Origin of the sequence: Bradyrhizobium quebecense (genome assembly GCF_013373795.3) — a bacterium.
In the GTDB taxonomy this organism is placed as follows: domain Bacteria; phylum Pseudomonadota; class Alphaproteobacteria; order Rhizobiales; family Xanthobacteraceae; genus Bradyrhizobium; species Bradyrhizobium quebecense.
This window is the reverse complement of the sequence record NZ_CP088022.1, coordinates 5,361,612-5,382,989: the sequence shown is the minus strand read 5'-3', so window position 1 is coordinate 5,382,989 and position 21,378 is coordinate 5,361,612. Positions and strand designations below refer to the sequence as shown.

Genomic DNA, 21,378 nt, shown 5'->3' with positions numbered 1-21,378 from the left:
TCCGGTGCTCCCCAAAAGCCTTTTCCGTTCCGATTGAATCGGAACGGGGGCTAGATTCTGGTCTTGACGCGCTTTCTTCACGCGAGCTGGGGATCCACTTCGCTCGAAGACGCTCTAATCGTCGAAACGTTGACTGCCGCGGCCGGCCTTGATGTCGCTGCGGCGCTTCTTGCCTTCGAGCCGGCGCTTCTTTGAGCCGAGCGTCGGCCTGGTCGGCCGCCGCGGTGTCGGCCGCACCATCGCTTCCTTCAGCATCTCGAGCAGCCGCTCGATCGCGTCCGCGCGATTGCGCTCCTGGGTGCGGAAGCGGAACGCCTGGATCACGATCACGCCGTCCTTGGTCATGCGGCTGCCGGCGAGCCGCGCCAGCCGCTGCGCCGCGTCCGGCGGCAGCGCGATCTTGTTCGTGTCGAAGCGAAGCTGGGCTGCGGTCGAGACCTTGTTGACATTCTGTCCGCCCGGACCGGAGGCACGGACAAAGACGATCTCAATGTCGTTCTCGTCGATCGTAAGGTCGCGGGACAGCCGCAGCATGACATCACCCGTGGAGGGAAGAATCGGCGGCCGCAGGATAGCGGGTTTGCGTTGGGCGTGCTTGGGCGGTGTTGATGCAGCGCTGGTCGTGACCACGGTCGGAGTGCGTGGCTTACCCCTCTCCCCAACCCTCCCCCGCAAGGGGGGAGGGAGCCCAACCGCCCGCGCGTCCCTTACGCTATCTCAAGCGTCTCAAACGACTGCTGAGACGCGACGTGAGGTGAGCACGCCTCTTAGGCTCCCTCCCCCCTTGCGGGGGAGGGCGGGGAGAGGGGTGGCCACAACGGTGGTGTGTATGACGAAGCGGAGGCGCGCCGAACCGCGTCAGTTCGCCTTCGGCGGCGCCGACGCCGGCTGCGCCGCCGCCTGCGGGGCGCGGCCGACGATCACGGTGAGCAGGCCGTTGCCCCACAGCCTCTTGGAGACCCGCTTGACGTCGTCGAGCGTCACCGCATCGACGATGGCGCTGCGCTTCTCGATGTAGTCGATCGGCAGCTTGTCGAGCTGGTATTGCAGCATCGCCTGCGCGAGCTTGGAGGAGGTGTCGAGCGCCAGCATCTGCGAGCCCTTAAGATAGGACTTCGCCTCGTCGAGCTCCTGCTGCGTCGGACCTTCCTCGGCGATGCGGCGAATCTCCGCCTCGATCGCATCGACGGTCTCGCCGGCGCGGTCGGCGCGGGTGCCGGTGTTGCCGATGAACAGCGCGGAGTGATCCATCCAGAGCAGCGCCTCATAGATCGAATAGGCCAGCCCGCGCTTCTCGCGCACTTCCTTGTAGAGCCGCGACGACAGTCCGCCGCCGCCGAGAATGTGGTTCACCACATAGGCGGCCATGAAGTCCGGGTCGTGCCTGTTGATGCCGGGGCCGCCGAAGGTGACGACGGTCTGCGGCACGTCGAGCGGGACAAAGGCGCGCTGCGGCGGCTTGGTCGCCACGACGTCGGGAATCGCCGTCAATTCGGCCTTGGCCGGCAGGCCGCCAAACGTCTTGTCCAGGAGCTTGCCGAGCGTATCGGGATCGACATCGCCGACCACGGCGATCCGCAGCGTGTCCTTGGCGATGATGCGGCGGACATAGTCCTTCAGATCGGCAATCTCGATGGTCGGCACGCTCTCCAGCGTGCCGGTCGCCGTCCTGCCATAGGGATGGTCGCCGAAGGCGAGCTCGAGGAACTTGCGGCCGGACAGCGAAGACGGATTGGTCGATTCGCGGCGCAGGTTCGAGATCACCTGGGCACGGATACGTTCGACGTCCTTCGGCTCGAACCGCGCCGACGTCAGCGCCATCCGCAACAGGTCGTAGGCTTCGTCCTTGTTGTCCTTGAGCATGCGCAGCGAGCCGCGGAACTGATCGCGGTTGGACTGGAAGCTGAGCTCGATGGCGCGACGCTCGAGCCGCTCATGATAGGTCTTGGAATCGAGATCGCCGGAGCCCTCGTCGAGCAGGTCGGCGACCAGATTGCCGACGCCGGGCTTGCCGGGCGGATCCTGGCTGGCGCCGCCGCCGAAGGAATATTCCATCGCGATCAGCGGCACGGTGGCGTCCTGCACGAACCAGGCTTCGATGCCGCCGGGCGACATCAGCCGCTGGATCTTGGCCGCGGCCTGCGAGGGCGCCGAGGTCAGCGTCAGCATCGCGGCGCAGGCGCCGCCGATCAGCGCCGCACGGCGAGTGAGTGAATAGATCACGAGCGCTTCTCCTCGCGTTTCGGCGCAGTATCCTTAATGAGATAGCCGGTCACCGACCGCTTCTTGTCGAGCCAGGTGGCGGCAGCAGTGCGCACCTGCTCGGCGGTGACGGCGCGAATGCGATCCGGCCAGCTCCTGATGTCGTCGATGCTGAGGCCGGTGGTCAGCGCGCCGCCATACCAGCGCGCCAGCGTCGCCTGGTTGTCCTGGGCGTAGATCGCCTCGGCGATCAGCTGGGTCTTGACCCGTTCGAGATCCTCGGCGCGGGCGGGGTTCTGCGCAAGATCGGCGATCACCTTGTCGATCGCGTCCTCGATCTGCGCGAACTCGACGCCAGCCTTGGGCGTCACCGAGATCGAGAATTGCGACGGATCGAGCGCGGTGCCCTGATAGCCGGCGCCGGCCGAGATCGCGAGGCCCTTTTCGATCACCAGCGAGCGATAGAGGTAGGAGTTGGCTCCGCCGCCCATCAATTGCGCGAGCACATCGAGCGCCTGGCTCTCGCCTGCCGCCGCCGTGGTCGCGGACGGCACCAGATAGTAGCGGCGCAGGTTCGGCTGTTCGACGCGGGGATCCGACAGCGTCACGGTGCGCGGCGCGGCCGGTGTCGGCTCTTGCGGCCGGACCCGCTTCTCGGGGATCGCACGTTGTGCCGGGATCGGGCCGAAATTCTTCTCGACCAGGGGGCGGATGTCCTTGACGTCGACATCGCCGGCGATGACCAGGATCGCGTTGTTCGGCGCATAGAAGCGGCGGTAGAAGGCGAGCGCATCCTCGCGGTCGAGCTTTTCGATTTCCTGGTGCCAGCCGATCACGGGCCGGCCATAGGGATGGTTGAGATAGAGCGCGGCCATGATCTGCTCGGTGAGCCGCGCATCCGGGTTGTTGGCAACCCGCATGTTGAACTCCTCGAGCACGACGTCGCGCTCGGGCAGCACATTCTCGTCCTTCAGGATCAGGCCGGTCATGCGATCGGCCTCGAACTCCATCATGGTGGGCAACTGCTCGCGCGGCACGCGCTGGAAATAGCCGGTGTAGTCGTTGGAGGTGAAGGCGTTCTCGTTGCCGCCGATGCGCAGCACGGTCTGCGAGAACTCGCCGGCGGGATGCTTGGCGGTGCCCTTGAACATCAGGTGCTCGAGGAAATGCGCGAGGCCCGATTTGCCCGGCGTCTCGTCGGCGGAGCCGACCTTGTACCAGATCATCTGCGTCACGACCGGCGTGCGGTGATCCGGGATCACCACGACCTGCAGGCCGTTGTCGAGCGAGAAACTCGCGGGGCGTTCCGAGGTGACGGTGGTCTGGGCGCGGAGGCTGGTGCCCGACAGCGTGATCGTTGAAACAAAGGCGGCAACGACAAGGGCAATCGATCGGCGTGAGGGCATCATGGTCCTTTTGGAAGCCTGGACAGATGGCCGGGCATGAAAGACGCCATCGTACACGGTGCAGTCCGTGCCAGTCGTCACGAAGCGGAGAGACGGACGTCCCTCCGCATTAAGCTTTGCTCATGTCAGCCTTCGCCCAAACAGGCCAAGCGTCACTGTATCGGTTTTCCGGTCATGACGTCGTACTGGCCCTCGTTCACCTTCGGCTTCATCGGGCCTGTGCCATAGGCGAAGCCTGAAGACGGCGTCTGGTAGCCCGGAGGGGGCTCGGTCAGGGAGTCGCGCGTCGGCTCGCCGGTGAACGGCTTGGACTCGCTGCTGTTCCCCTTGAAGAGGCCGAGCAGGCCGCCGTTGTAACCGAGCTGGCTCGGCATCAGCGACGGATTGGTGTTCGTACCCGGCTCAAGCGGCTCCTTGCGTCCCTCGGTGGCAGTCTGCTGCTTGCGGCCCGCCTCGATCTCGGCCGGCGTCAACGCCACCGCTGATTGCCACGGCTCCTTCTTGACTTCCTTCTTGCGCGCCGCGATCGCAGCCTTGCGCGCCGCGACGTCAGGGTCCTTCGGCCAGTTCGGCGCGTTGACCTGGGCGGCTGTGGCAGGCGGCGGCAGGTCGAGCTTCGGCGGCACCACCAGCGGCGAGCGCTCGCGATAGTCGATGCCCTTGCTGGCGGCGCTCTTGGCGCCGAGCCCCGTCATCAGATTGTCGATGATCCGTTCTTCGAAGGTCAGGCCGTCATCGCCGTCATCTTCATCGTCGCCGGCACGCACCGGGCCTGCCGTCATCACCAGGCCGATCCCGGCCGCAACGAACGCCAGACGCAGGCCGCGCATCAGAGGCAGCCGGGACGTCTCGATCAGGTAACCGCGGGCTTTGGTGTTGCGCATCGCGCTATTCCCATCTCAAAATTCGCCAAAGCGATCACTGGCTTAGCGCTCAGTTCCGCTGGGTGCAGGTCGGCCGCCGACCGGCTCGTATCGGCCGGGATCAGGGCGCTTTTACGGCGGGGGTCCCCATGACGGAATCATACAATAGGGCCGCCACGCCAGCAACGATCGCCACATCGGCGAGGTTGAAGATGTACCAATTATAGGTTTTTCCGGCGATCTCGACGTGAAACAGGGCAAAATCGACCACCGCACCATAGGCGAAGCGGTCGATCCCGTTCCCGATCGCACCGCCGATGATCAGGCCGAGCGATACTGTCGCAAGCCAGGTCCGCGACCGCGCCATCCAGATCGCCAGCGCGATCACGGCAGCGGCCTTGATCACCATCAGCAGGATCTGGGCCGCCGGGGTCTCGCTCTGAAACCAGCCGAAGCTGATGCCGGGATTCCAGGCCAGCACCAGGTCGAAGAACGGCGTCACCGTCACAGGGGCGTGGTGCGCGATGTCGAGGACGTGGAGCAGCCAGAGCTTGGAGGCCTGGTCGGCGATCAGGGTGATGACCGCCGCCAGCACACCGGCGCGAACGGGAGGGGTCATCGGCACCCCACCAAAGGTGTCGTCCCGGCGAAAGCCGGGACCCATACGCCGTGCCGGGTGTTGTTTGAATGACAGGGAGTCATCAACCTCAGTCCATTCTAGACAGCGGTGGTTATGGGTCCCTGCTCCCGCGCGCAATTGCGCACTAGGCAGGGACGACGGCTAGGCCGAGACCCCCAGCGCCTTCCATTCGCGCAGCGCTTGGGCGTCGCGCGGCGAGACGTCGGGATATTCGGGATCCTCGCCGATCGTCGGCAGGATCTTCCACGAGCGCGCGCATTTGGTGCCGACCGCCTTCTCGACCACCACGGCGACACCGGGCACGGCATCGAGGCGGAAGGCATTGGGCGGCGCCTCGCCCTCGCGCACCTCGTAATTCGAGGTGATGCAGACCTCGGCGAGATCGATGTCGAACAACGTGGCCAGCATCTGTCGGTCAGCGATGTAGATCACCGGCGAGGCCTCGAGCGACGAGCCGATCCGCTTGGCGGCGCGCTCGAGCTCGAGCGCACCGGTGACGACGCGGCGGACGTTGCGGATCGTCTCCCACTTCGCGGCGAGGGCATCGTCGCGGAACTGCTCGAGACCTTCGGGGAACAGCGTGAGATGCACCGAGGGCTCGGCGTTTGGCCGGTACATCCGCCAGGCTTCGTCGGTGGTGAAGCTCAGGATCGGCGCCAGCCATTTCAGGATCGCGTCGCACAGCAGGTCGATCGTGGTCAGCGCCGCCTTGCGCGCCACCGAGGACGGCGGGTCGCAATACAGCGTGTCCTTGCGGATGTCGAAGTAGAACGCCGACAGCTCGGAGTTCATGAAGGCCGCGAGGCTTGCCACCACGGTCTTGTAGTCGAACGCGGCATAGGCCTTGCGGATGGTTTCGGTGTGGCCGGCCAATTCGTGCAGCATCAGCCGCTCGAGTTCGGGCATCTCGGCAAAGGCGACCTTCTCGCTCGGCTTGAAATGGTGCAGCGTGCCGAGCATCCAGCGGATCGAGTTGCGCAACTTGCGATAGGTCTCGATGGTGTTTTTCAGGATCTCCGGCCCGATGCGCTGGTCGTCGGCGTAGTCGGTGGCGCAGACCCACAGGCGCAGGATATCCGCGCCGGAATCCTTGATCACCTTTTGCGGCTCGACGGTGTTGCCGAGCGACTTCGACATCTTGCGGCCGTTCTCGTCGAGCGTGAAGCCGTGGGTAAGCACGATGTCGTACGGCGCGCGCCCGCGCGTGCCGGCGCTTTCCAAGAGCGACGAGTGGAACCAGCCGCGGTGCTGGTCGCTTCCTTCCAGATACATCACGGTGTCATTGCCGCCATCGATCTTGCGGACGATGTTGCCGAGCTGCGGGAAGTTCTGGCGGTCTTCCAGCACGAAGGCGTGGGTGGAGCCGGAATCGAACCAGACGTCGCAGATGTCGTCGACCTTCTTCCAGTTCTCCGACGCGCGGCTCCCGAGGAAGCGCTCGCGGGCGCCGTCCATGTACCAGGCGTCGGCGCCTTCCTCCATGAACGCCTCGGTGATGCGCTGGTTGACGACCTCGTCCTGCAGGATCTCGGCCGAGCCGTCGCTGTTCTCGCACACGAACACGGCGATCGGCACGCCCCAGGCGCGCTGGCGCGAGATCACCCAGTCGGGGCGGTTGGCGATCATGCCGTTGATGCGGTTCTCGCCGGCCGGCGGCACCCATTGCGTGACCGAGATCGCCTGCAGCGCGCGGGCGCGCAGCGTGTCGCCCTTCTTCGCATGGCCATTCTCCGCGATGTCCTTGTCCATCGCGATGAACCATTGCGGCGTGTTGCGGAAGATCACCGGCTTTTTGGAGCGCCAGGAATGCGGATACTGGTGCTTGAGGCGGCCGCGCGCGAGCAGCTTGCCGGCCTCGATCAGCGCCTTGATCACCGCCTCGTTGGCATCGCCCTTCTCGCCCTTGTCGTTGAGCACGCGTTTGCCGGTGAAGCCCGGCGCCTGCGCGGTGTAGGCGCCGTTCTCGTCGACGGTGTAGGGGATCGCGGTCGGGATGCCGCGCGCATCGAGCTCGCGGGTATTGGCCGTCCAGACGTCGAAGTCCTCGCGGCCGTGGCTCGGCGCGGTGTGTACGAAGCCGGTGCCGGTGTCGTCGGTGACGTGCTCGCCTGATAGCAGCGGCACGATGAATTCGTAGCCGCCGCCGAAGCCGCGCAGCGGATGGGCGCATTCCACCGCGTCCAGCGTGTCGCCGGGAATATCGCGGACCTTCTCATAGGACGTGACGCGCGCCTGCTTGAACACTTCCGCGGCGAGCGCATCGGCCAGGATCAGGAGATCGCCGGTCTTCGCCCAATTGTCCGCGGGCGCGTCCGTGACCTTGTACAGGCCGTAGGCGATCTTCGGCGAGAACGAGATCGCCCGGTTGCCGGGCAGCGTCCACGGCGTGGTGGTCCAGATCACGACCGAGGCATTGGCCAGCGCGCCATGCGCCGGCGAGGTGACCGGGAATTTCACCCACACCATGTCGGAGGTGTAATCCTCGTATTCGACCTCGGCTTCGGCAAGCGCGGTCTTCTCGACCACGCTCCACATCACCGGCTTGGAGCCGCGGTACAGCGTGCCGTTGGCGGCGAACTTCATCAGTTCGCGGGCGATCTGCGCCTCGGCCGGATAGCTCATCGTCTGGTAGGGATGATCCCAGTCGCCGATGATGCCGAGCCGCTTGAACTCCTCGCGCTGCACGTTGATCCAGTGCGTCGCATAGGCGCGGCATTCCCTGCGGAACGCGACCATGGCGGCGGAGTCGCGGAAATCGGGCTTCTGCTTGCCCTTGGAGCGGTAGTTCTCCTCCTCGATCTTCCATTCGATCGGCAGGCCGTGGCAATCCCAGCCCGGCACGTAGTTGGAGTCGAAGCCGAGCATCTGCTGGCTCTTGGTCACGACGTCCTTGAGGATCTTGTTCAGCGAGTGGCCGATATGGATGTTGCCGTTGGCGTAGGGCGGGCCGTCATGCAGCACGAATTTGGCGCGGCCCTCGGCTTCCCGGCGGAGCCTGTCGTAGAGGCCGATGTCGTTCCAGTATTTCAGGATTTCCGGCTCGCGCTGGGGCAGGCCGGCGCGCATCGGGAATTCCGTCTGCGGCAGGTAAAGGGTCTTGGAATAGTCCCTAGCGTCAGTCTTTTGGGCGTCGGTCTTTTGCGGCTTGTCGGACATAAAAGCTCTGATTTGGCAGGTGCGGGCGCGGAAACGCGATCAATCGCGGGTGAAACGACGAAGTCCCGGTCTTGCGCCGAGCCTTCAAGCTCAGGCGGAAGCCGGGCCGCTAATCCGTATGATGCGCCGCGAAAACATGGGGTTTCCATAGCAGCCAGCCAAGGAAATCGCAAAGCCCCGGTTGGCCGGGAGACCGTTCCGGGGGACCTGCAGAGCCTATCCCCGTCATCCTGAGGAGCGCGTAGCGCGTCTCGAAGGATGAATCGGCCCGGCTGGTGGCCGTCGGCCCTTCGAGACGCGCTTCGCGCTCCTCAGGGTGACGGATCAAGAGCCGTATGCCTCTAGGCCGGCCGCGGCCGGGCCGGGTTTCCTGCCACGGTCGCGCCGGGGGCGACGTCCCGCGTCACCACGCTGCCGGCCCCGACCAGGGCGCCGTCGCCGATCGTGACGCCGGGCAGGATGATGGCACCGCCGCCAATCCAGACGTCGCTGCCGATCCGGATCGGGCGGCCGAATTCAAGCCCGGCGCGCCGGGTCGCGGCGTCGCGCGGGTGGTCGGCGGTATAGATCTGCACCGCGGGCCCGATCTGGGTGCGATCGCCGATCACGACCTCGACGACGTCGAGGATGACGCAATTGAAGTTGAGGAACACGCCGTCGCCAAGGCTGATATTGCTGCCGTAGTCGCAGAAGAACGGCGGGCGGATCACGGCGTCCTTGCCGACGTTGCGGAAGTGCGCGGAGAGCAGGGCGTGCAACTCGGCTGCGGACGATGCGCCTGATGCGTTGTAGCGCGCCATCCAGTGTTCCGCCGTGGTATGGTCGGCGGCAAGGTCGGCATCGGGGCGATAGAGCTCGCCCGCCAGCATTTTCTCTTTCTCTGTCTTCAACCAATCACTCCGAGCTGCGGGAACGCGTCCGGCGCTGCGGCCAATGCCGCGCGTGCCTTGGCGCTGTCGTCATCCATCTGGCGTATCAACGCCTCGATGGTGTCGAATTTCAGCTCTTCGCGAATGAAACTGATGAAGGCGACATCGAGCACCGTGTCGTAGAGATCGCCCTTGAAGTCGAACAGGAACACTTCGAGCAGCGGGGCGCCGTTGTCGAAAGTCGGCCGGCGTCCGAAGCTTGCGACACCGTCGAACCGCACCTTGTCGTTTCCGTGGGCCTTTCCGACCCGCACTGCATAGATGCCGTGCTTCAAGCCGCAATGCTTGTCGAGGCGGATGTTGGCCGTGGGGTAACCGAGGTCGCGGCCGCGCTTCTCGCCATGGATCACCTTGCCGGTCACGAACCACGGGCCGCCCAGCATCGTGGTGGCATCGTCGACCTGGCCTTCGGCGAGCGCCATGCGGATGGCGCTGGAGGAGACCGGGCGCTCCTCGATGTCGACATGGGCCTGCACATCGACCTCGATGCCGAGCCGCGGCGCTTCGCTGACGAGCAGGCTCGGCGAGCCGACCCGGCCCTTGCCGAAATGGAAGTCGTAGCCGACCGCAATCCCGCTGATGCCGAGCCGGCCGATCAGGTCATGGTGAATGAAGTCCTGTGCCGTGGTCCCGGCGCGCGCCTTGTCGAAGGTCATGACGACGGCGCCGGCGAGCCCGGTGGCCGCGAGCAGCCGCAGCTTGTTGGTCTCGTCCGTGAGACGGAATTGCGGAGTGTTCGGGCTGAAGAAACTGCGCGGATGCGGTTCGAAGGTCACGGCGAGCGCCGGCACGCCGTGCGACTTGCCCATCGCGAGCGCCGCGCCGATCACGGCGCGGTGACCGAGATGGACGCCGTCGAAATTTCCCATTGCGACCACGGCACCCTTCGGAATGGCGCTTTCGGGCGTGTTGTCGCGGATAACGGTAAAGCCGGTGCTCATGTCAGGTATTCTTCAAGGATTCTTAAGCATGATTGTTGCGGGCCGGACCGTGACGCGGCGGCGGCGTGGAAGTCAAGCATAGCGAAAATCGCGTCAAATCCGTAACAATCCGGATTCAGCCGGTTAACGCGCTGTTTAACGGCTGCTGTTAGTCGTTGGCGGAAAGCTGCGTTCGTGCAGAAGCCAAGTTGCGTTAGTGGTTTTGGGGGGAAAGATGGCGGTTGATTTGTCCATGCCGGTTCTGGTGGTTGATGACTACAGCACCATGATCCGCATCATCCGGAATCTTCTCAAGCAGCTTGGATTCGAGAATATCGACGATGCCTCCGATGGCTCTGCGGCGCTCAACAAGATGCGCGGCAAGAAGTACGGCCTGGTGATTTCCGACTGGAATATGGAGCCGATGACCGGCTACGACCTGCTCAAGGAAGTCCGCGCCGATCCCAATCTCGCGACCACGCCCTTCATCATGATCACGGCGGAATCCAAGACCGAGAACGTGATCGCGGCCAAGAAGGCCGGCGTGAACAACTACATCGTCAAGCCGTTCAACGCGGCCACGTTGAAGACCAAGATCGAAGCGGTCTTCCCGGATATGGCGACGGCGTAACCGCCCGATATCGCATCAACTGAAATTCACGCTATGCCCGGGGTGTCCCGGGCATTTGCGTCTTTGGGGTTGAAAGTGAGGCGAGCGGACGCGCGCGCGATTTCGGAATATTGGAAGAATGCCCCTGAGTTGCCCGGCGTGTCAAGGCGACTGGTCGAACACCGCGCGCCGTGGGCTACTTTGCATGGGGTTGTTTTCGATTTTTTGGTAGCGTGCGGAGTTGGCCGTTACCACTTCAGCTCGCGCATCAGCGCGCGGGGCGGATGGCCGAACAATTCCTTCACCGAGGCGGGGTCGAGCTGCTCGATGCCCTCGAACTGCTCGGAATGGATGCCGCGGGTGACGAACAGGAGATCGATGCCGAAGCCGTGGGCGCCGGTGAGGTCGGTGCGCACGGAATCCCCGATCGCGAGCACGCGGCTGAGTTCGGTCGGACGCCCGCGGCGTTCCGCGGCCAGCGCCATGGCGCGCTCGTAGATCGGTCGGTGCGGCTTGCCGTAGAAGACCGCTTCGCCGCCGAGCTCGCGATAGAGTTCGGCAACCGCGCCGGCGCAATAGATCAGCCGGTCGCCGCGCTCGACCACGATGTCCGGATTGGCGCAGACCAGCGTCAGCTTGCGCTCGAGCGCCTTGAGCAGCGTGTCGCGATAATCCTCGGCGGATTCGGTCTCGTCGTCGAACAGTCCGGTGCAGATGATGTAGTCGGCCTGCTCCAGCGGGACCAAGGTGGCGTCGAGGCCGCGATGGATCGAGCTGTCGCGCTCCGGGCCGATCCAGAATATTTTCTGACCGGGATGATCGGCCACGAAGTGGCGGGTCAGGTCGCCCGAGGAGACGATCGCGTCATAGGTTTCGTCGACGACGCCGAGCTTGCGCAGCTGGCGCTGCACGGAATCGGCCGGACGCGGCGCGTTGGTGATCAGGATGACGGTGCCGCCCTGCTGGCGGAACGTGTGCAGCGCCTCGCAGGCCTCGGGAAAGGATTCGAGCCCGTTGTGCACGACGCCCCAGATGTCCGACAGCACGACGTCGACGCCGTCCGTGAGGTCGCGCAGCCGCTCCACGAAACGCAGCGATGTCATGATGCGGACCGCCGGTCAGTTGGGCCCGAGCGCGCGGCGCGCCAGCGCGGCGCTGCCGGTTGTGCGCGGTGGCGCTGCGGGGCTGGAGACGGGTGCGGAAGTGCCGGCGCCATTGAGGTCCTGGGGCTTGGTCTGCGGAGCCTCGGCGGTAGCAGATGCCCCTTCCGGCCGCAACGGCCGCGGCGGCGCGAACAGGAAGCCCTGGCCGAACCGGACATCGTAGTCGAGCAGGTCGACCACCGAGCGCTCGCCCTCGATCCGTTCGGCGATCAGGTCGATGCCGTAGCGGCCGAGCAGGTCGGACAGATCGGAGGGATCGATATCGCTGGTCGCGCTCTGCCCGGCGTCGAGCAGCAACGCGGCCGGCACCTTGATGAAGCGGACGCCGCGATCGGCGAGCTCGCGCGGCTCGAGGCGGAGGTCGCTGACGTGATCGATCGAGAACCGGTAGCCGCGCTGCGACAGCGCCGCGAGATTCTCGCTTTCGACCGAGCCGAGATTGCGGAAGGTGGCCTGCTTGAACTCGAGCACGAAGGACGGCGCCAGGGCGCGGTTGGCCTCGAGGAAGTCGAGACACTGGGTGAAGTGCTGCGGGCTGGACAGCGTCGCGGCCGAGACGTTGCAGAACACGCCGACATCCTTGCTGCGGATCATCAGGCGGCGCAGCACCTGGACGCAGCGAAGCATCACCATGTGGTCGATGCGGCCGATCAGGCCGCCCACTTCGGCAGCCTCGATGAAATCGTCGGCGGCAAGGACCTGGTCGCGCTCGTCGCGCAGCCGCGTCACCGCCTCGTAGTAGCGCACCTTGCGCTGCGGCAGCGTCACCATCGGCTGCAGGTAGATGTCGAGGCGGTTCTCGTCGATGGCGTGCCTGACTGCGGCAATGAGCTGGGTCTGGCTGCGTGAGATCGCCGATGGCGGCGCAGCCGGCGGCGGGGGCACAAACACGGCGGTCGGAGCCGGCGGGACGGGCTGCAGCAGATCGTCGCGCGGCGAGGCGACCGGCTGTGCCACGGGAGCTGCCGTCAGCAAATCCTCATGATGGGCGACGGACGCCGCAAGCTGCCGCACCAGGCCGCCAAGTTCGTTGATCTCGCCGGCCATGCCCTGGATCCGGTCGGCGCCGGTGGAGTTCGCCGAGGCGACGCGGCCTTCGACCGCGGCCAGCCGGCGGCCGAATTCGGCGACCTGACGGGCGAGGTCGGCGGTGCCGCGCGACAGATCCGCGATCTGGCCGCCGACATCGCTGCGGTCGCGCAACCGCATCGACACGGCGTTGTAGAGGATCAGGCAGGTGAGGGCGGTGAGCGCCACGATCGCCGATTCCGATCCGCTGATGCCCGCCACCGAATACAGGACGAAGCCCAGCGAGGCTGCGACCAGCACCATGCAGATGGCGATGAAGATCGTCGAAATGCGAATCATGTCGCGCGCCGGCGCCCTCTCTCCGAATGTCCCCGGAGCGCAAGCATAGCACCATTGTTGATTCGACGGGCCTGCGATCTTCGGAACCGGCTGGAACTGCACACGATTTTCGCTTCGTCCTGGTCGGCCTCGAAGTCGGGCTCCGTAATCGACCGGAGCCGGCGGCGGCGCGTCCGTCAGAGGTCGGCGGCAGCGATCCAGAACACCTCGCCCTCGGAGTCCTCGGTGTCGAGCCAGAGCAGCGGCAGGTTGGGATAGGCGGCCTCGAGATTGTCGCGGCCGCGGCCGATCTCGCAGAGCAGACCGCCTTGCGGGGTCAGATGCCGCTTGGCCTCATCGAGCAGGCGGCGGACGATGTCGAGCCCGTCGGTGCCGCCGTCGAATGCGATCTTCGGCTCGGCGCGGCATTCGCGCGGCAGCGCGGCCATGCCCTCGGCATCGACATAGGGCGGGTTCGAAATGATGAGATCGTAGCGCCGGTCGCCCAGCGGCTTGAACAGGTCGCCGCGATGGAGGGTCACGCGGTCGTCGAGGCCATGGTCGGCGACGTTGCGCGCGGCGACTTCGAGCGCATCCTTTGAGATATCCACCGCGTCGACCGCGGCGTTGGCGAAATGCCGCGCGGCCAGGATCGCAAGGCAGCCGGAGCCGGTGCAGAGGTCGAGCACGCTTTCGACCTCGGCGGGGTCGCCGATCAGCGAGGTGCCGTCCTCGTCGCCGCCGAAATGCGAATCCAGCAATTCGCCGATGAAGGAGCGCGGCACGATGGTGCGCTCGTCGACATAGAACGGCAGGCCGCGCATATAGACCTTGTTGACGAGATAGGCGGCCGGCTTCCGCGTCGCGATCCGCCGTTCGATCAGGCCGAGGATCTGCTTGCCTTCGGCCGCGGTGACGCGCGCGTTCGCGAAGGTCTCGAACTGGTCGGGATGCAAATGCAGCGTCTCGCAGATCAGGAACGCGGCTTCCGCCACCGGATCGGTGGTCCCGTGCGCGAACACGAGCTTGGCCGCATTGAAGCGGCTGACCGCATAGCGCAGGAAATCGAACAGGGTGTGAAGCTCGCCGGCACTGACCTTCGGCGCCTTCTTGGGCGCTTTCGGCGCGGCGGGGCTGCGCCTGGCCGGCACTTTGCTGCGCTTCGCCATCAGGATTTGGTCCAGCGCGCGGCGGCCGCGTCGTCATGGCCCTGCGCCTCGATCCAGCTCGTGCCGCGCGCGCTCTCCTCGCGCTTCCAGAACGGTGCGTTGGTCTTGAGATAGTCCATCAGGAACTCGGCTGCCTCGAACGCGGCCTGCCGGTGCGCCGAGGCGGTCACGACCAGCACGATGTTCTCGCCCGGCGCGATGCGGCCGAAGCGATGGATGATGGTGAGGCCCTGCAACGGCCAGCGCGCCAGCGCCTCGTCGGCGTGGCGCGCAATCTCGGCTTCCGCCATGCCAGGGTAATGTTCGAGCGTCAGCGCGGCGATCGGCTCGCCCTGTTCGCTGCCGCGGCAGATGCCGCTGAAGCTGACGACCGCGCCGACATCGGTGCGGCCCTTGCTCAGGCCGGCGATCTCCTCTGCGACGTCGAAGTCGGCTTCCTGGATCCGGATGGTCGCTGCGATAGCCATAGGAAGATCTAACCGCCGGTCATCGGCGGAAAGAATGCGATCTCGCGGGCGCCGGAGATCGCAGCATCCGGTTTGACATGGGCGTGGTCGATCGCGGCGCGGATCACCGTCGGCTTCTCGAAGGCATGGGCGTAGCCGTCGTCGCGCGCGGCAAGCCAGCCGATCAGTTCGCCGACGGTGCGCACCTCGGCCGGCGGCTCGACGATCTCTTCGGCCTTGCCGATGCGTTCACGCACCCAGGCGAAATATTTCAGCTTCATCCCTCATCCTCCTTGATGAGGTGATGGATGCCGGCACGGAAGTAATCCCAGCCGGTGTAGATCGTGAAGATCGCCGACATCCACAGCAGCACGATGCCGATCAGGGTCGTCGCCGGGAAGACCTGCTCGCCCGCTTCGCCCGCGATCAGAAAGCCGATCGCCACCAGCTGGATCGTGGTCTTCCATTTCGCAAGCTTGGTGACGGGAACGCTGACCCGCAGCCCCGCGAGGTATTCGCGCAGGCCCGAGACCAGGATCTCGCGGCACAGGATCACGATCGCTGCCCACAGCGTCCAGCCATGGATCGAATTGTCGGCGGCCAGCATCAGCAGGCTGGAGGCCACCAGGAGCTTGTCGGCGATCGGATCGAGCATCCGGCCGAAAGCGGACTGCTGGTCCCACATCCGGGCGTAATAGCCGTCGAGATAGTCGGTGATCCCGGCCGCAATGAACACGGCCAGCGCCACCCAGCGCAGCCACAATGGGCCGTCCAGGATCGATTGCCAGTAGACGCAGCAGATCACCACCGGGATCGCGGCGATCCGGGCATAGGTCAGGATATTCGGGAGGGACATGGTCTTGGTCTGTCCCCGGGTCGTCGCGATGTTCATCCGTTCTACCAATACCGCTGAAGCCAGAAGGTCAACCGTGCGGGCGCCAAAGCACGGCGAGATTAGGCTGAATCGTCATGGCACCTTAGCCCCTTGTTTATGCATGTTCTTTTCGGAACGTTGCTTGCCACTTTTCCGCATCATGCCCTAGATGCCCTGTCGCAGGCGACGCCCTGATGACTCGCCTTTGGTTTAACCCGGCTGGGCGTGGAAAAACTCGAAAATCTTGCGGGCACTCTCGGCGCTGACGCCGGGAACCTTGCCGAGGTCGGCGATCGAGGCCCGCTCGATCTCCTTGAGCGTTCCGAAGTGGTGCAGCAAGGCACGTTTGCGCGACGGGCCGATGCCTGGGATCTCCTGCAACCCGGCCTCGCGGATGTCCTTTTTGCGCAGCTTGCGGTGCGAGCCGATCACGAAGCGGTGGGCCTCGTCGCGCAGCCGCTGGATGAAATAGAGCACCGGGTCGCGCGGCTCCAGCTTGATGGCCTCGCGGTCCGGCATGAACAGGGTTTCGCGCCCCGCATCGCGCTCCGGCCCCTTGGCCACCGCCATCAGCGAGACCTGGGTCAGCCCGAGGTTTTCAAAAATCTCCCGGACTGCGTTGAGCTGGCCGCGGCCACCGTCGATGATGACGAGATCGGGCCATTGCGGGAACGACTCGTCGTCCGCCTTGTCCCTTGCCTTGCTGGCTTCGCCCTCCGGCGGCTTCAGCAGCCGCTTGAAGCGGCGCTCCAGCACCTCGCGCATCATCCCGTAATCGTCGCCGGGCGTCAGCCCTTCGGACTTGATGTTGAACTTGCGGTACTGGTTCTTCATGAACCCGTCGGGTCCCGCCACGATCATCGCGCCGACTGCGTTGGTGCCTTGGATGTGGCTGTTGTCGTACACCTCGATGCGCTTTGGCGTGTGCGGCAGGCCGAGCGTCGTGACCATGCCCTCCAGCAGCCGGCTTTGTGTCGCGGTATCGGCGAGCTTGCGGCCGAGCGCCTCGCGCGCGTTGGTGAGCGCGTGGCCGATCAGCTCCTTCTTCTCGCCGCGCTTGGGCACGGAGACCTCGACCTTGGATCCGGCCTTCACCGACAGCGCGTCGGCGAGCAATGCGCTTTCCTCGATCTCGTGCGACAGCAGGATCAGCTTTGGCGGCGGCTTGTCGTCGTAGAATTGCGCAAGGAATGAGGACAGCACCTCCTCGGGCGTGAAGCTCTTTTCCGCGCGCGGGAAATAGGCACGATTGCCCCAGTTCTGGCCGGTGCGGAAGAAGAACACCTCGACGCAGGAATAGCCGCCTTCCTGGTGGATCGCGAACACATCGGCTTCTTCGACCGTGCGCGGGTTGATGCCCTGCTGCGACTGGATCGCCGACAGTGCCGCGAGGCGGTCGCGGTACAGCGCTGCGGTTTCGAATTCGAGCTCGCCGGAGGCCTTCTCCATCTCGGCCGCGAGCAATTGCTTCACGGCGTGGCTGCGGCCGGAGAGGAATTCGGTCGCCTCGCGCACCAGCTCGCCATAGCCGGGGAAATCGATCTCGCGCGTGCAGGGGCCGGCACAGCGCTTGATCTGATAGAGCAGGCAGGGCCGGCTGCGGCTCTCGAAGAAGCCGTCGGTGCAGGAGCGGATCAGGAACGCGCGCTGCAGCGCCGTGATGGTGCGGTTGACCGCGCCTGCGTTGGCGAACGGGCCGAAATAGCGTCCGGGCCGCGACTGCGCGCCGCGATGCTTGAGAATCTGCGGCGCCCAATGGTCGCCGGTGATCAGAATATAGGGAAACGACTTGTCGTCGCGCAGCTGCACATTGAAGCGCGGCCGCAGCTGCTTGATCAGATTGGCTTCGAGCAGCAGCGCCTCGGTCTCGGTCGTGGTCGAGACGATCTCGACATGCGTGGTCGCCGCGATCATGCGCAGGATGCGCGCCGGCAGCGGCGCGTTGGCCCGCGCATAGGACGACAGCCGCTTTTTGACGTTCTTCGCCTTGCCGACATAGAGCACGTCGTTGGCGGCGTTGAGCATGCGGTAGACGCCGGGCGAGGTCGGGGCGAGGCGGACCGCGTTCTCGATCGCCTCATGCCCGATCGAGAGCGTCCCCTCGGCGATTGTCTCGGCGGCGTCCTCCGATGCCTCGGGAAGACGCGCGTCATCCTCCTCCTCGGTGGCGGAGGTTTCCGGATCGACGTCGCTCGTGTCGAGCGTCAGGTCGTCCTGAGGCAGATCGGACTTTGCACTGCGCCGCGCCTTGGGATCAGCCTTGGGGTCAGCCTCGGGGTCGGTCTTGGGGACCGGCGTCGGTCGCTCGGGAGAATCGTGAACCATGGGCCGTAAATTAAGCGCTTGGGCGACCGGTCGCCAGCGCTGGCGGCGCAGGAAAAAGAACCCGATTGCAGGGCGTTACTGGCCCAGCGCGGCCGGCCGGGGCGGGTCGGTAACACATTGTTAAGACTGATGAGCGGGCCGCTAACCGGGCTTAACAACCCTTTAACCTAAAACTCTCGATAAACCTTAGCGAAAAAAGTGGAATTCCGTAACCACGCCGGCCCTGGGCCTGCGGGCTGCGGCAGTTGCGTGTGGAGAGTACCCATGACCCGGTTTGTTGCGCGTGCGCTGGCACTGATCGTCGCAGGCTGGACGACTTCGGCGGCGTCGGCCGATCTCAACTACGGCTCGCCCTATACCGTCTATCAGCCGCTCAATGCCTACAGCTGGGCCGGCCCCTATCTCGGCGGCAACGTCGGCTACGGCTGGGGTTCGGTCGAGAACAACCCGACCAAGCCGTCCGGTTTCGTCGGCGGCGTGCAGGCCGGCTACAATTTCCAGAACGGCTCTCCGTGGGTGTTCGGCATCGAGGCCGATATCCAGGGCACCACCGCCGACGATCGGTTCGCGCCCTGGAAGTTCTCCAACCCGTGGTTCGGCACGGTGCGCGGCCGCGCCGGCTATGCGGTCAACAACGTGCTGTTCTACGCGACCGGCGGTCTCGCCTTCGGCGAACTGCGCGGCGAGACCTTCGGCATATCGGAGTCGCATACCAATGCGGGCTTCGCAGTCGGCGCCGGCGCCGAAATGGGCTTTGCCCCGAACTGGAGCGCCAAGATCGAATATCTCTACGTCGATCTCGCCAACAGCAACTTCACGATCACCGGCGGCGCGCCGAACGGCTACAGCTTCAGCCTGGTTCGCGCCGGCATCAACTATCACTTCTGAGAACAAGAAAACGTCTGACATCAACTCCCGGCCGCGCCTCGCGCGGCCGGGTTTTTCTTTTGTGCTGATCGCTTGGACATGACGCATGGAGCGTGCGCGCGGCAGCGTCCGCGAATCCAGTCGGTGAGCCGCACGCACCCGATATGCGGGCACCGCCAATCGCGTCCGCATCATGCAGGTGGTCGTGCAGCGAGCGCGAGCCACGCGCCCGGCAGTCAACTCACACGCAACGCTTCATTCGCCGTTCATCACGAGCCACGCACGCGCGCGCTCGTCATGAAACCACCAGGTTGACCGCCTTCGGGCCCTTGCCCTTCTTGTCGGGTTCAACCTCGAACGTAATGCGCTGTCCTTCAGTCAGGTCCTTCAAGCCTGCACGCTCGACAGCTGTGATGTGAACGAACACATCGCGGCCGCCATCATCAGGCTTGATGAAGCCATAGCCACGCTCTCCGTTGAAGAACTTGACTGTCCCAGTCATGGCCATCGGGAAACTCCTCCCCCGTATTGCTCCACCGCTACGCGCACGCCGCGTAGCGGTTGACCGACATTCGCTTGTCGGAAGCTTGGCCACCTGAACAGGCCGGCGTCACGCCGCCGGTCTGCCTGGATTTTATTTCGGCCTTGTCACTCCGCCGCAACCATTCGCGGAAGCGGAACGTAAAGCCAGTCGTAACAGGATGAGCATAATACGGTTCCGCGCGCGTTGCCTATGCTCAAATAGAACTTTTCAGTGGGTGCTACCGATCAAGGTTTAGGCGTTTCGAGTCTGAAGCGTCCGGCGCCGCCTTGACCAAGCGGTCTCTCGAGTTCGGGCAGGATGATCTTCAGCTCGCCCGCCAGCGTCCACGGCGGATTCACTATCAAAAGCCCGGTGGAAACGAGGCCTGCGCCGGTTTCTTGCGGCGCCACACTGAATTCCAAACGCAAGCATTTGCCCGCGGGCCGACTGCTTGCTGTCGCTGCAGCCACGCTGCGCGCGAGCTCGTCGGTAGCTCTCCGGGTTTTTACGGGGTACCACAAAAGATACGTGCCGGTCGGCCACTTCGCGAACGCTTCGGTGAAGGCACTCGCCAGCCGCTCGAACTCGTCCTTCGCTTCGAATGGCGGATCGATCAGCACCAGGCCGCGCCGCTCGTTCGGCGGCACGAATGCGGGCAGTGCCATCCAGCCGTCGAGATCGACGACGCGCGCCTGCGCATCGCGTCGCAATGCATCGATCAATTGCTTGCGCGCCACGGGCTCGATCTCGCAGGCCGTCATACGGTCTTGCGGACGCAGCAGCGCCCGCGCGATCAACGGCGAGCCGGGATAGGCTTTCAACTCGCCTCTCGGATTGAATGCCCTGACGATGTCGAGATAGGGCGCGATCAGCGGCATCGCCTTGTCGGACAGTCGTGCCTGCATCAGCCGCGCGATGCCGGTCAGCCATTCGCCGCCGCGCTGCGCTTCGCTCGACGTCAAATCATAGAGGCCGGCGCCGGCATGGGTGTCGATGACGCGGAACGGCGCCTGCTTCTCCTGCAGGTAGGTGAGCATGCGCACCAGCACGATGTGCTTGATGACGTCGGCAAAGCTGCCGGCATGAAAGGCGTGACGATAGTTCATGCGATGACGCTGCGCTCCAGAGGGTGCGCATGTTGTACTGCGTCATGCCCGGCCTGTCCCGGGCATCTATGCCTTATCTCGCTAGTTTCGTGATGGCGTCCATGGCCGGGACACTCGGCGCGACAACGCGCGTTTGCCCGGCCCTGACGCGGACGAGACTTCAGCCGCCGCGAACCGGCGGCATCAGCACCTCATCGCGGCGGCAGGCGCGGCGATCAATTTCCTCGCAGGATCGGAATTGCAGATCCTTGCTGAGGCAGATCCGCACCTCGCTGAGCCGCTTGCTGTCGCAGGTCACCGAGATCGCGGAGTTGCTGAGCCCCGGATTGGCCTTGATGAACGCCGTCTCCAGCTCGTCGGGCGCGATCGTCTTCGGCTCCGTCAATTGCAGGAATTCCTCGGGGATCTTCACCGCGGCGCGGGCCTTGCGGATGGCTTCGAAATAGGCCCGTTCGCCGAGGCCGGAGCAGGTGCCGTGCTTGTCCCACTCGTTGTAGATCAGCCCGGGCGCCGGCATCAGGTCGAGCATCGAGGTCATGATGTTGCGGGCGAGGCGGGGCGAGGGCCGCTGGCAGTATTCCGGAAAGCCCCGCTCATATTGAGGCCACAGCCCGTGCACCACGAACGAGTACGGCCGTCCGCCGCACTGCGCCTGCGTGCCGCGGCCGTTGTTGCCGCGCTCGCTCGCCGCCTCGCAGAACGAGGGCGACCACGACAGCGACAGCACATAGAAATCGAACTCGCCGGGCGCATTCTGCCGGCGATCCTGGGCCGAGGCCCCCATCGCACCACACAGAACAAAGGCAATTGAAATCAGAAATCGGGAAATTGC

The 21,378-nt window shown here is 65.1% G+C and carries 20 protein-coding genes; 2 read left to right on the top strand and 18 right to left on the bottom strand.

What is annotated here, in order from left to right; translation table 11 throughout:
• Positions 1–114: 114 nt before the first annotated feature.
• From arfB to HU230_RS25910, 8 genes are all read right to left on the bottom strand, one after another.
• The gene (gene arfB, locus HU230_RS25945; protein ID WP_176529273.1) at positions 115–534 is read right to left on the bottom strand and encodes an alternative ribosome rescue aminoacyl-tRNA hydrolase ArfB; all 420 of its coding nucleotides are present in this window, start codon (positions 532–534) and stop codon (positions 115–117) included.
• 324 nt (positions 535–858) lie between these two features.
• Positions 859–2,169 (bottom strand): M16 family metallopeptidase, encoded by a 1,311-nt coding sequence (locus HU230_RS25940; RefSeq protein WP_210284397.1) that lies wholly within the window; start codon positions 2,167–2,169, stop codon positions 859–861.
• 50 nt (positions 2,170–2,219) lie between these two features.
• Positions 2,220–3,611 (bottom strand): M16 family metallopeptidase, encoded by a 1,392-nt coding sequence (locus tag HU230_RS25935; RefSeq protein WP_420840801.1) that lies wholly within the window; start codon positions 3,609–3,611, stop codon positions 2,220–2,222.
• A gap of 149 nt (positions 3,612–3,760) precedes the next feature.
• A complete protein-coding gene (locus tag HU230_RS25930; RefSeq protein ID WP_176529276.1) occupies positions 3,761–4,492 on the bottom strand; it encodes a hypothetical protein in 732 nt (243 codons plus the stop codon).
• Between the two features lie 100 nt (positions 4,493–4,592).
• A complete protein-coding gene (gene lspA, locus HU230_RS25925; protein ID WP_176529277.1) occupies positions 4,593–5,090 on the bottom strand; it encodes a signal peptidase II in 498 nt (165 codons plus the stop codon).
• Between the two features lie 162 nt (positions 5,091–5,252).
• Positions 5,253–8,267, bottom strand: a complete 3,015-nt coding sequence (ileS, locus tag HU230_RS25920) for an isoleucine--tRNA ligase (protein ID WP_176529278.1) — start codon at positions 8,265–8,267, stop codon at positions 5,253–5,255.
• A 341-nt stretch (positions 8,268–8,608) separates the two neighbouring features.
• A complete protein-coding gene (locus tag HU230_RS25915; RefSeq protein WP_210284398.1) occupies positions 8,609–9,136 on the bottom strand; it encodes a sugar O-acetyltransferase in 528 nt (175 codons plus the stop codon).
• Between the two features lie 17 nt (positions 9,137–9,153).
• Positions 9,154–10,137, bottom strand: a complete 984-nt coding sequence (locus tag HU230_RS25910) for a bifunctional riboflavin kinase/FAD synthetase (RefSeq protein ID WP_092124092.1) — start codon at positions 10,135–10,137, stop codon at positions 9,154–9,156.
• Positions 10,138–10,351: 214 nt separating this feature from the next.
• Here HU230_RS25910 and HU230_RS25905 point away from each other — a divergent pair, with 214 nt between their 5' ends.
• The gene (locus HU230_RS25905; protein ID WP_016844467.1) at positions 10,352–10,747 is read left to right on the top strand and encodes a response regulator; all 396 of its coding nucleotides are present in this window, start codon (positions 10,352–10,354) and stop codon (positions 10,745–10,747) included.
• Between the two features lie 227 nt (positions 10,748–10,974).
• Here the strand turns inward: HU230_RS25905 and HU230_RS25900 are convergent, their stop codons facing one another.
• From HU230_RS25900 to uvrC, 7 genes are all read right to left on the bottom strand, one after another.
• A complete protein-coding gene (locus HU230_RS25900; protein ID WP_176529280.1) occupies positions 10,975–11,829 on the bottom strand; it encodes a TIGR01459 family HAD-type hydrolase in 855 nt (284 codons plus the stop codon).
• Positions 11,830–11,844: 15 nt separating this feature from the next.
• Entirely contained in the window at positions 11,845–13,257 is a 1,413-nt protein-coding gene (locus HU230_RS25895; RefSeq protein WP_176529281.1) for an EAL domain-containing protein, read from the bottom strand.
• A 176-nt stretch (positions 13,258–13,433) separates the two neighbouring features.
• Positions 13,434–14,405, bottom strand: coding sequence for a 50S ribosomal protein L3 N(5)-glutamine methyltransferase (gene prmB, locus HU230_RS25890; protein ID WP_176529282.1), 972 nt, complete (start codon positions 14,403–14,405; stop codon positions 13,434–13,436).
• Positions 14,405–14,872, bottom strand: a complete 468-nt coding sequence (locus tag HU230_RS25885; RefSeq protein WP_176529283.1) for a molybdenum cofactor biosynthesis protein MoaE — start codon at positions 14,870–14,872, stop codon at positions 14,405–14,407. The genes prmB and HU230_RS25885 overlap by 1 nt, the downstream gene beginning before the upstream one ends.
• Positions 14,873–14,880: 8 nt before the next feature.
• Complete coding sequence (gene moaD, locus HU230_RS25880) at positions 14,881–15,132, bottom strand: molybdopterin converting factor subunit 1 (protein WP_176529284.1); 252 nt, start codon at positions 15,130–15,132, stop codon at positions 14,881–14,883.
• Positions 15,129–15,743, bottom strand: coding sequence for a CDP-diacylglycerol--glycerol-3-phosphate 3-phosphatidyltransferase (gene pgsA / locus HU230_RS25875; protein ID WP_176529285.1), 615 nt, complete (start codon positions 15,741–15,743; stop codon positions 15,129–15,131). Before pgsA ends, moaD begins: the two co-directional genes overlap by 4 nt.
• A gap of 192 nt (positions 15,744–15,935) precedes the next feature.
• Positions 15,936–18,050: an excinuclease ABC subunit UvrC gene (uvrC, locus tag HU230_RS25870; RefSeq protein WP_176529286.1), complete on the bottom strand. Its 2,115-nt coding sequence runs from the start codon at positions 18,048–18,050 to the stop codon at positions 15,936–15,938.
• 264 nt (positions 18,051–18,314) lie between these two features.
• Between uvrC and HU230_RS25865 the strand changes: the two genes are divergently transcribed.
• Positions 18,315–18,938, top strand: coding sequence for an outer membrane protein (locus tag HU230_RS25865; protein WP_176529287.1), 624 nt, complete (start codon positions 18,315–18,317; stop codon positions 18,936–18,938).
• 274 nt (positions 18,939–19,212) lie between these two features.
• Here the strand turns inward: HU230_RS25865 and HU230_RS25860 are convergent, their stop codons facing one another.
• The 3 genes from HU230_RS25860 to HU230_RS25850 form a co-directional block, all read right to left on the bottom strand.
• A complete protein-coding gene (locus HU230_RS25860) occupies positions 19,213–19,425 on the bottom strand; it encodes a cold-shock protein (RefSeq protein ID WP_016844477.1) in 213 nt (70 codons plus the stop codon).
• A gap of 260 nt (positions 19,426–19,685) precedes the next feature.
• A complete protein-coding gene (locus tag HU230_RS25855) occupies positions 19,686–20,546 on the bottom strand; it encodes a 23S rRNA (adenine(2030)-N(6))-methyltransferase RlmJ (RefSeq protein ID WP_176529288.1) in 861 nt (286 codons plus the stop codon).
• Positions 20,547–20,706: 160 nt separating this feature from the next.
• Positions 20,707–21,330, bottom strand: a complete 624-nt coding sequence (locus tag HU230_RS25850) for a ribonuclease T2 family protein (protein ID WP_224924588.1) — start codon at positions 21,328–21,330, stop codon at positions 20,707–20,709.
• Positions 21,331–21,378: the final 48 nt, after the last annotated feature.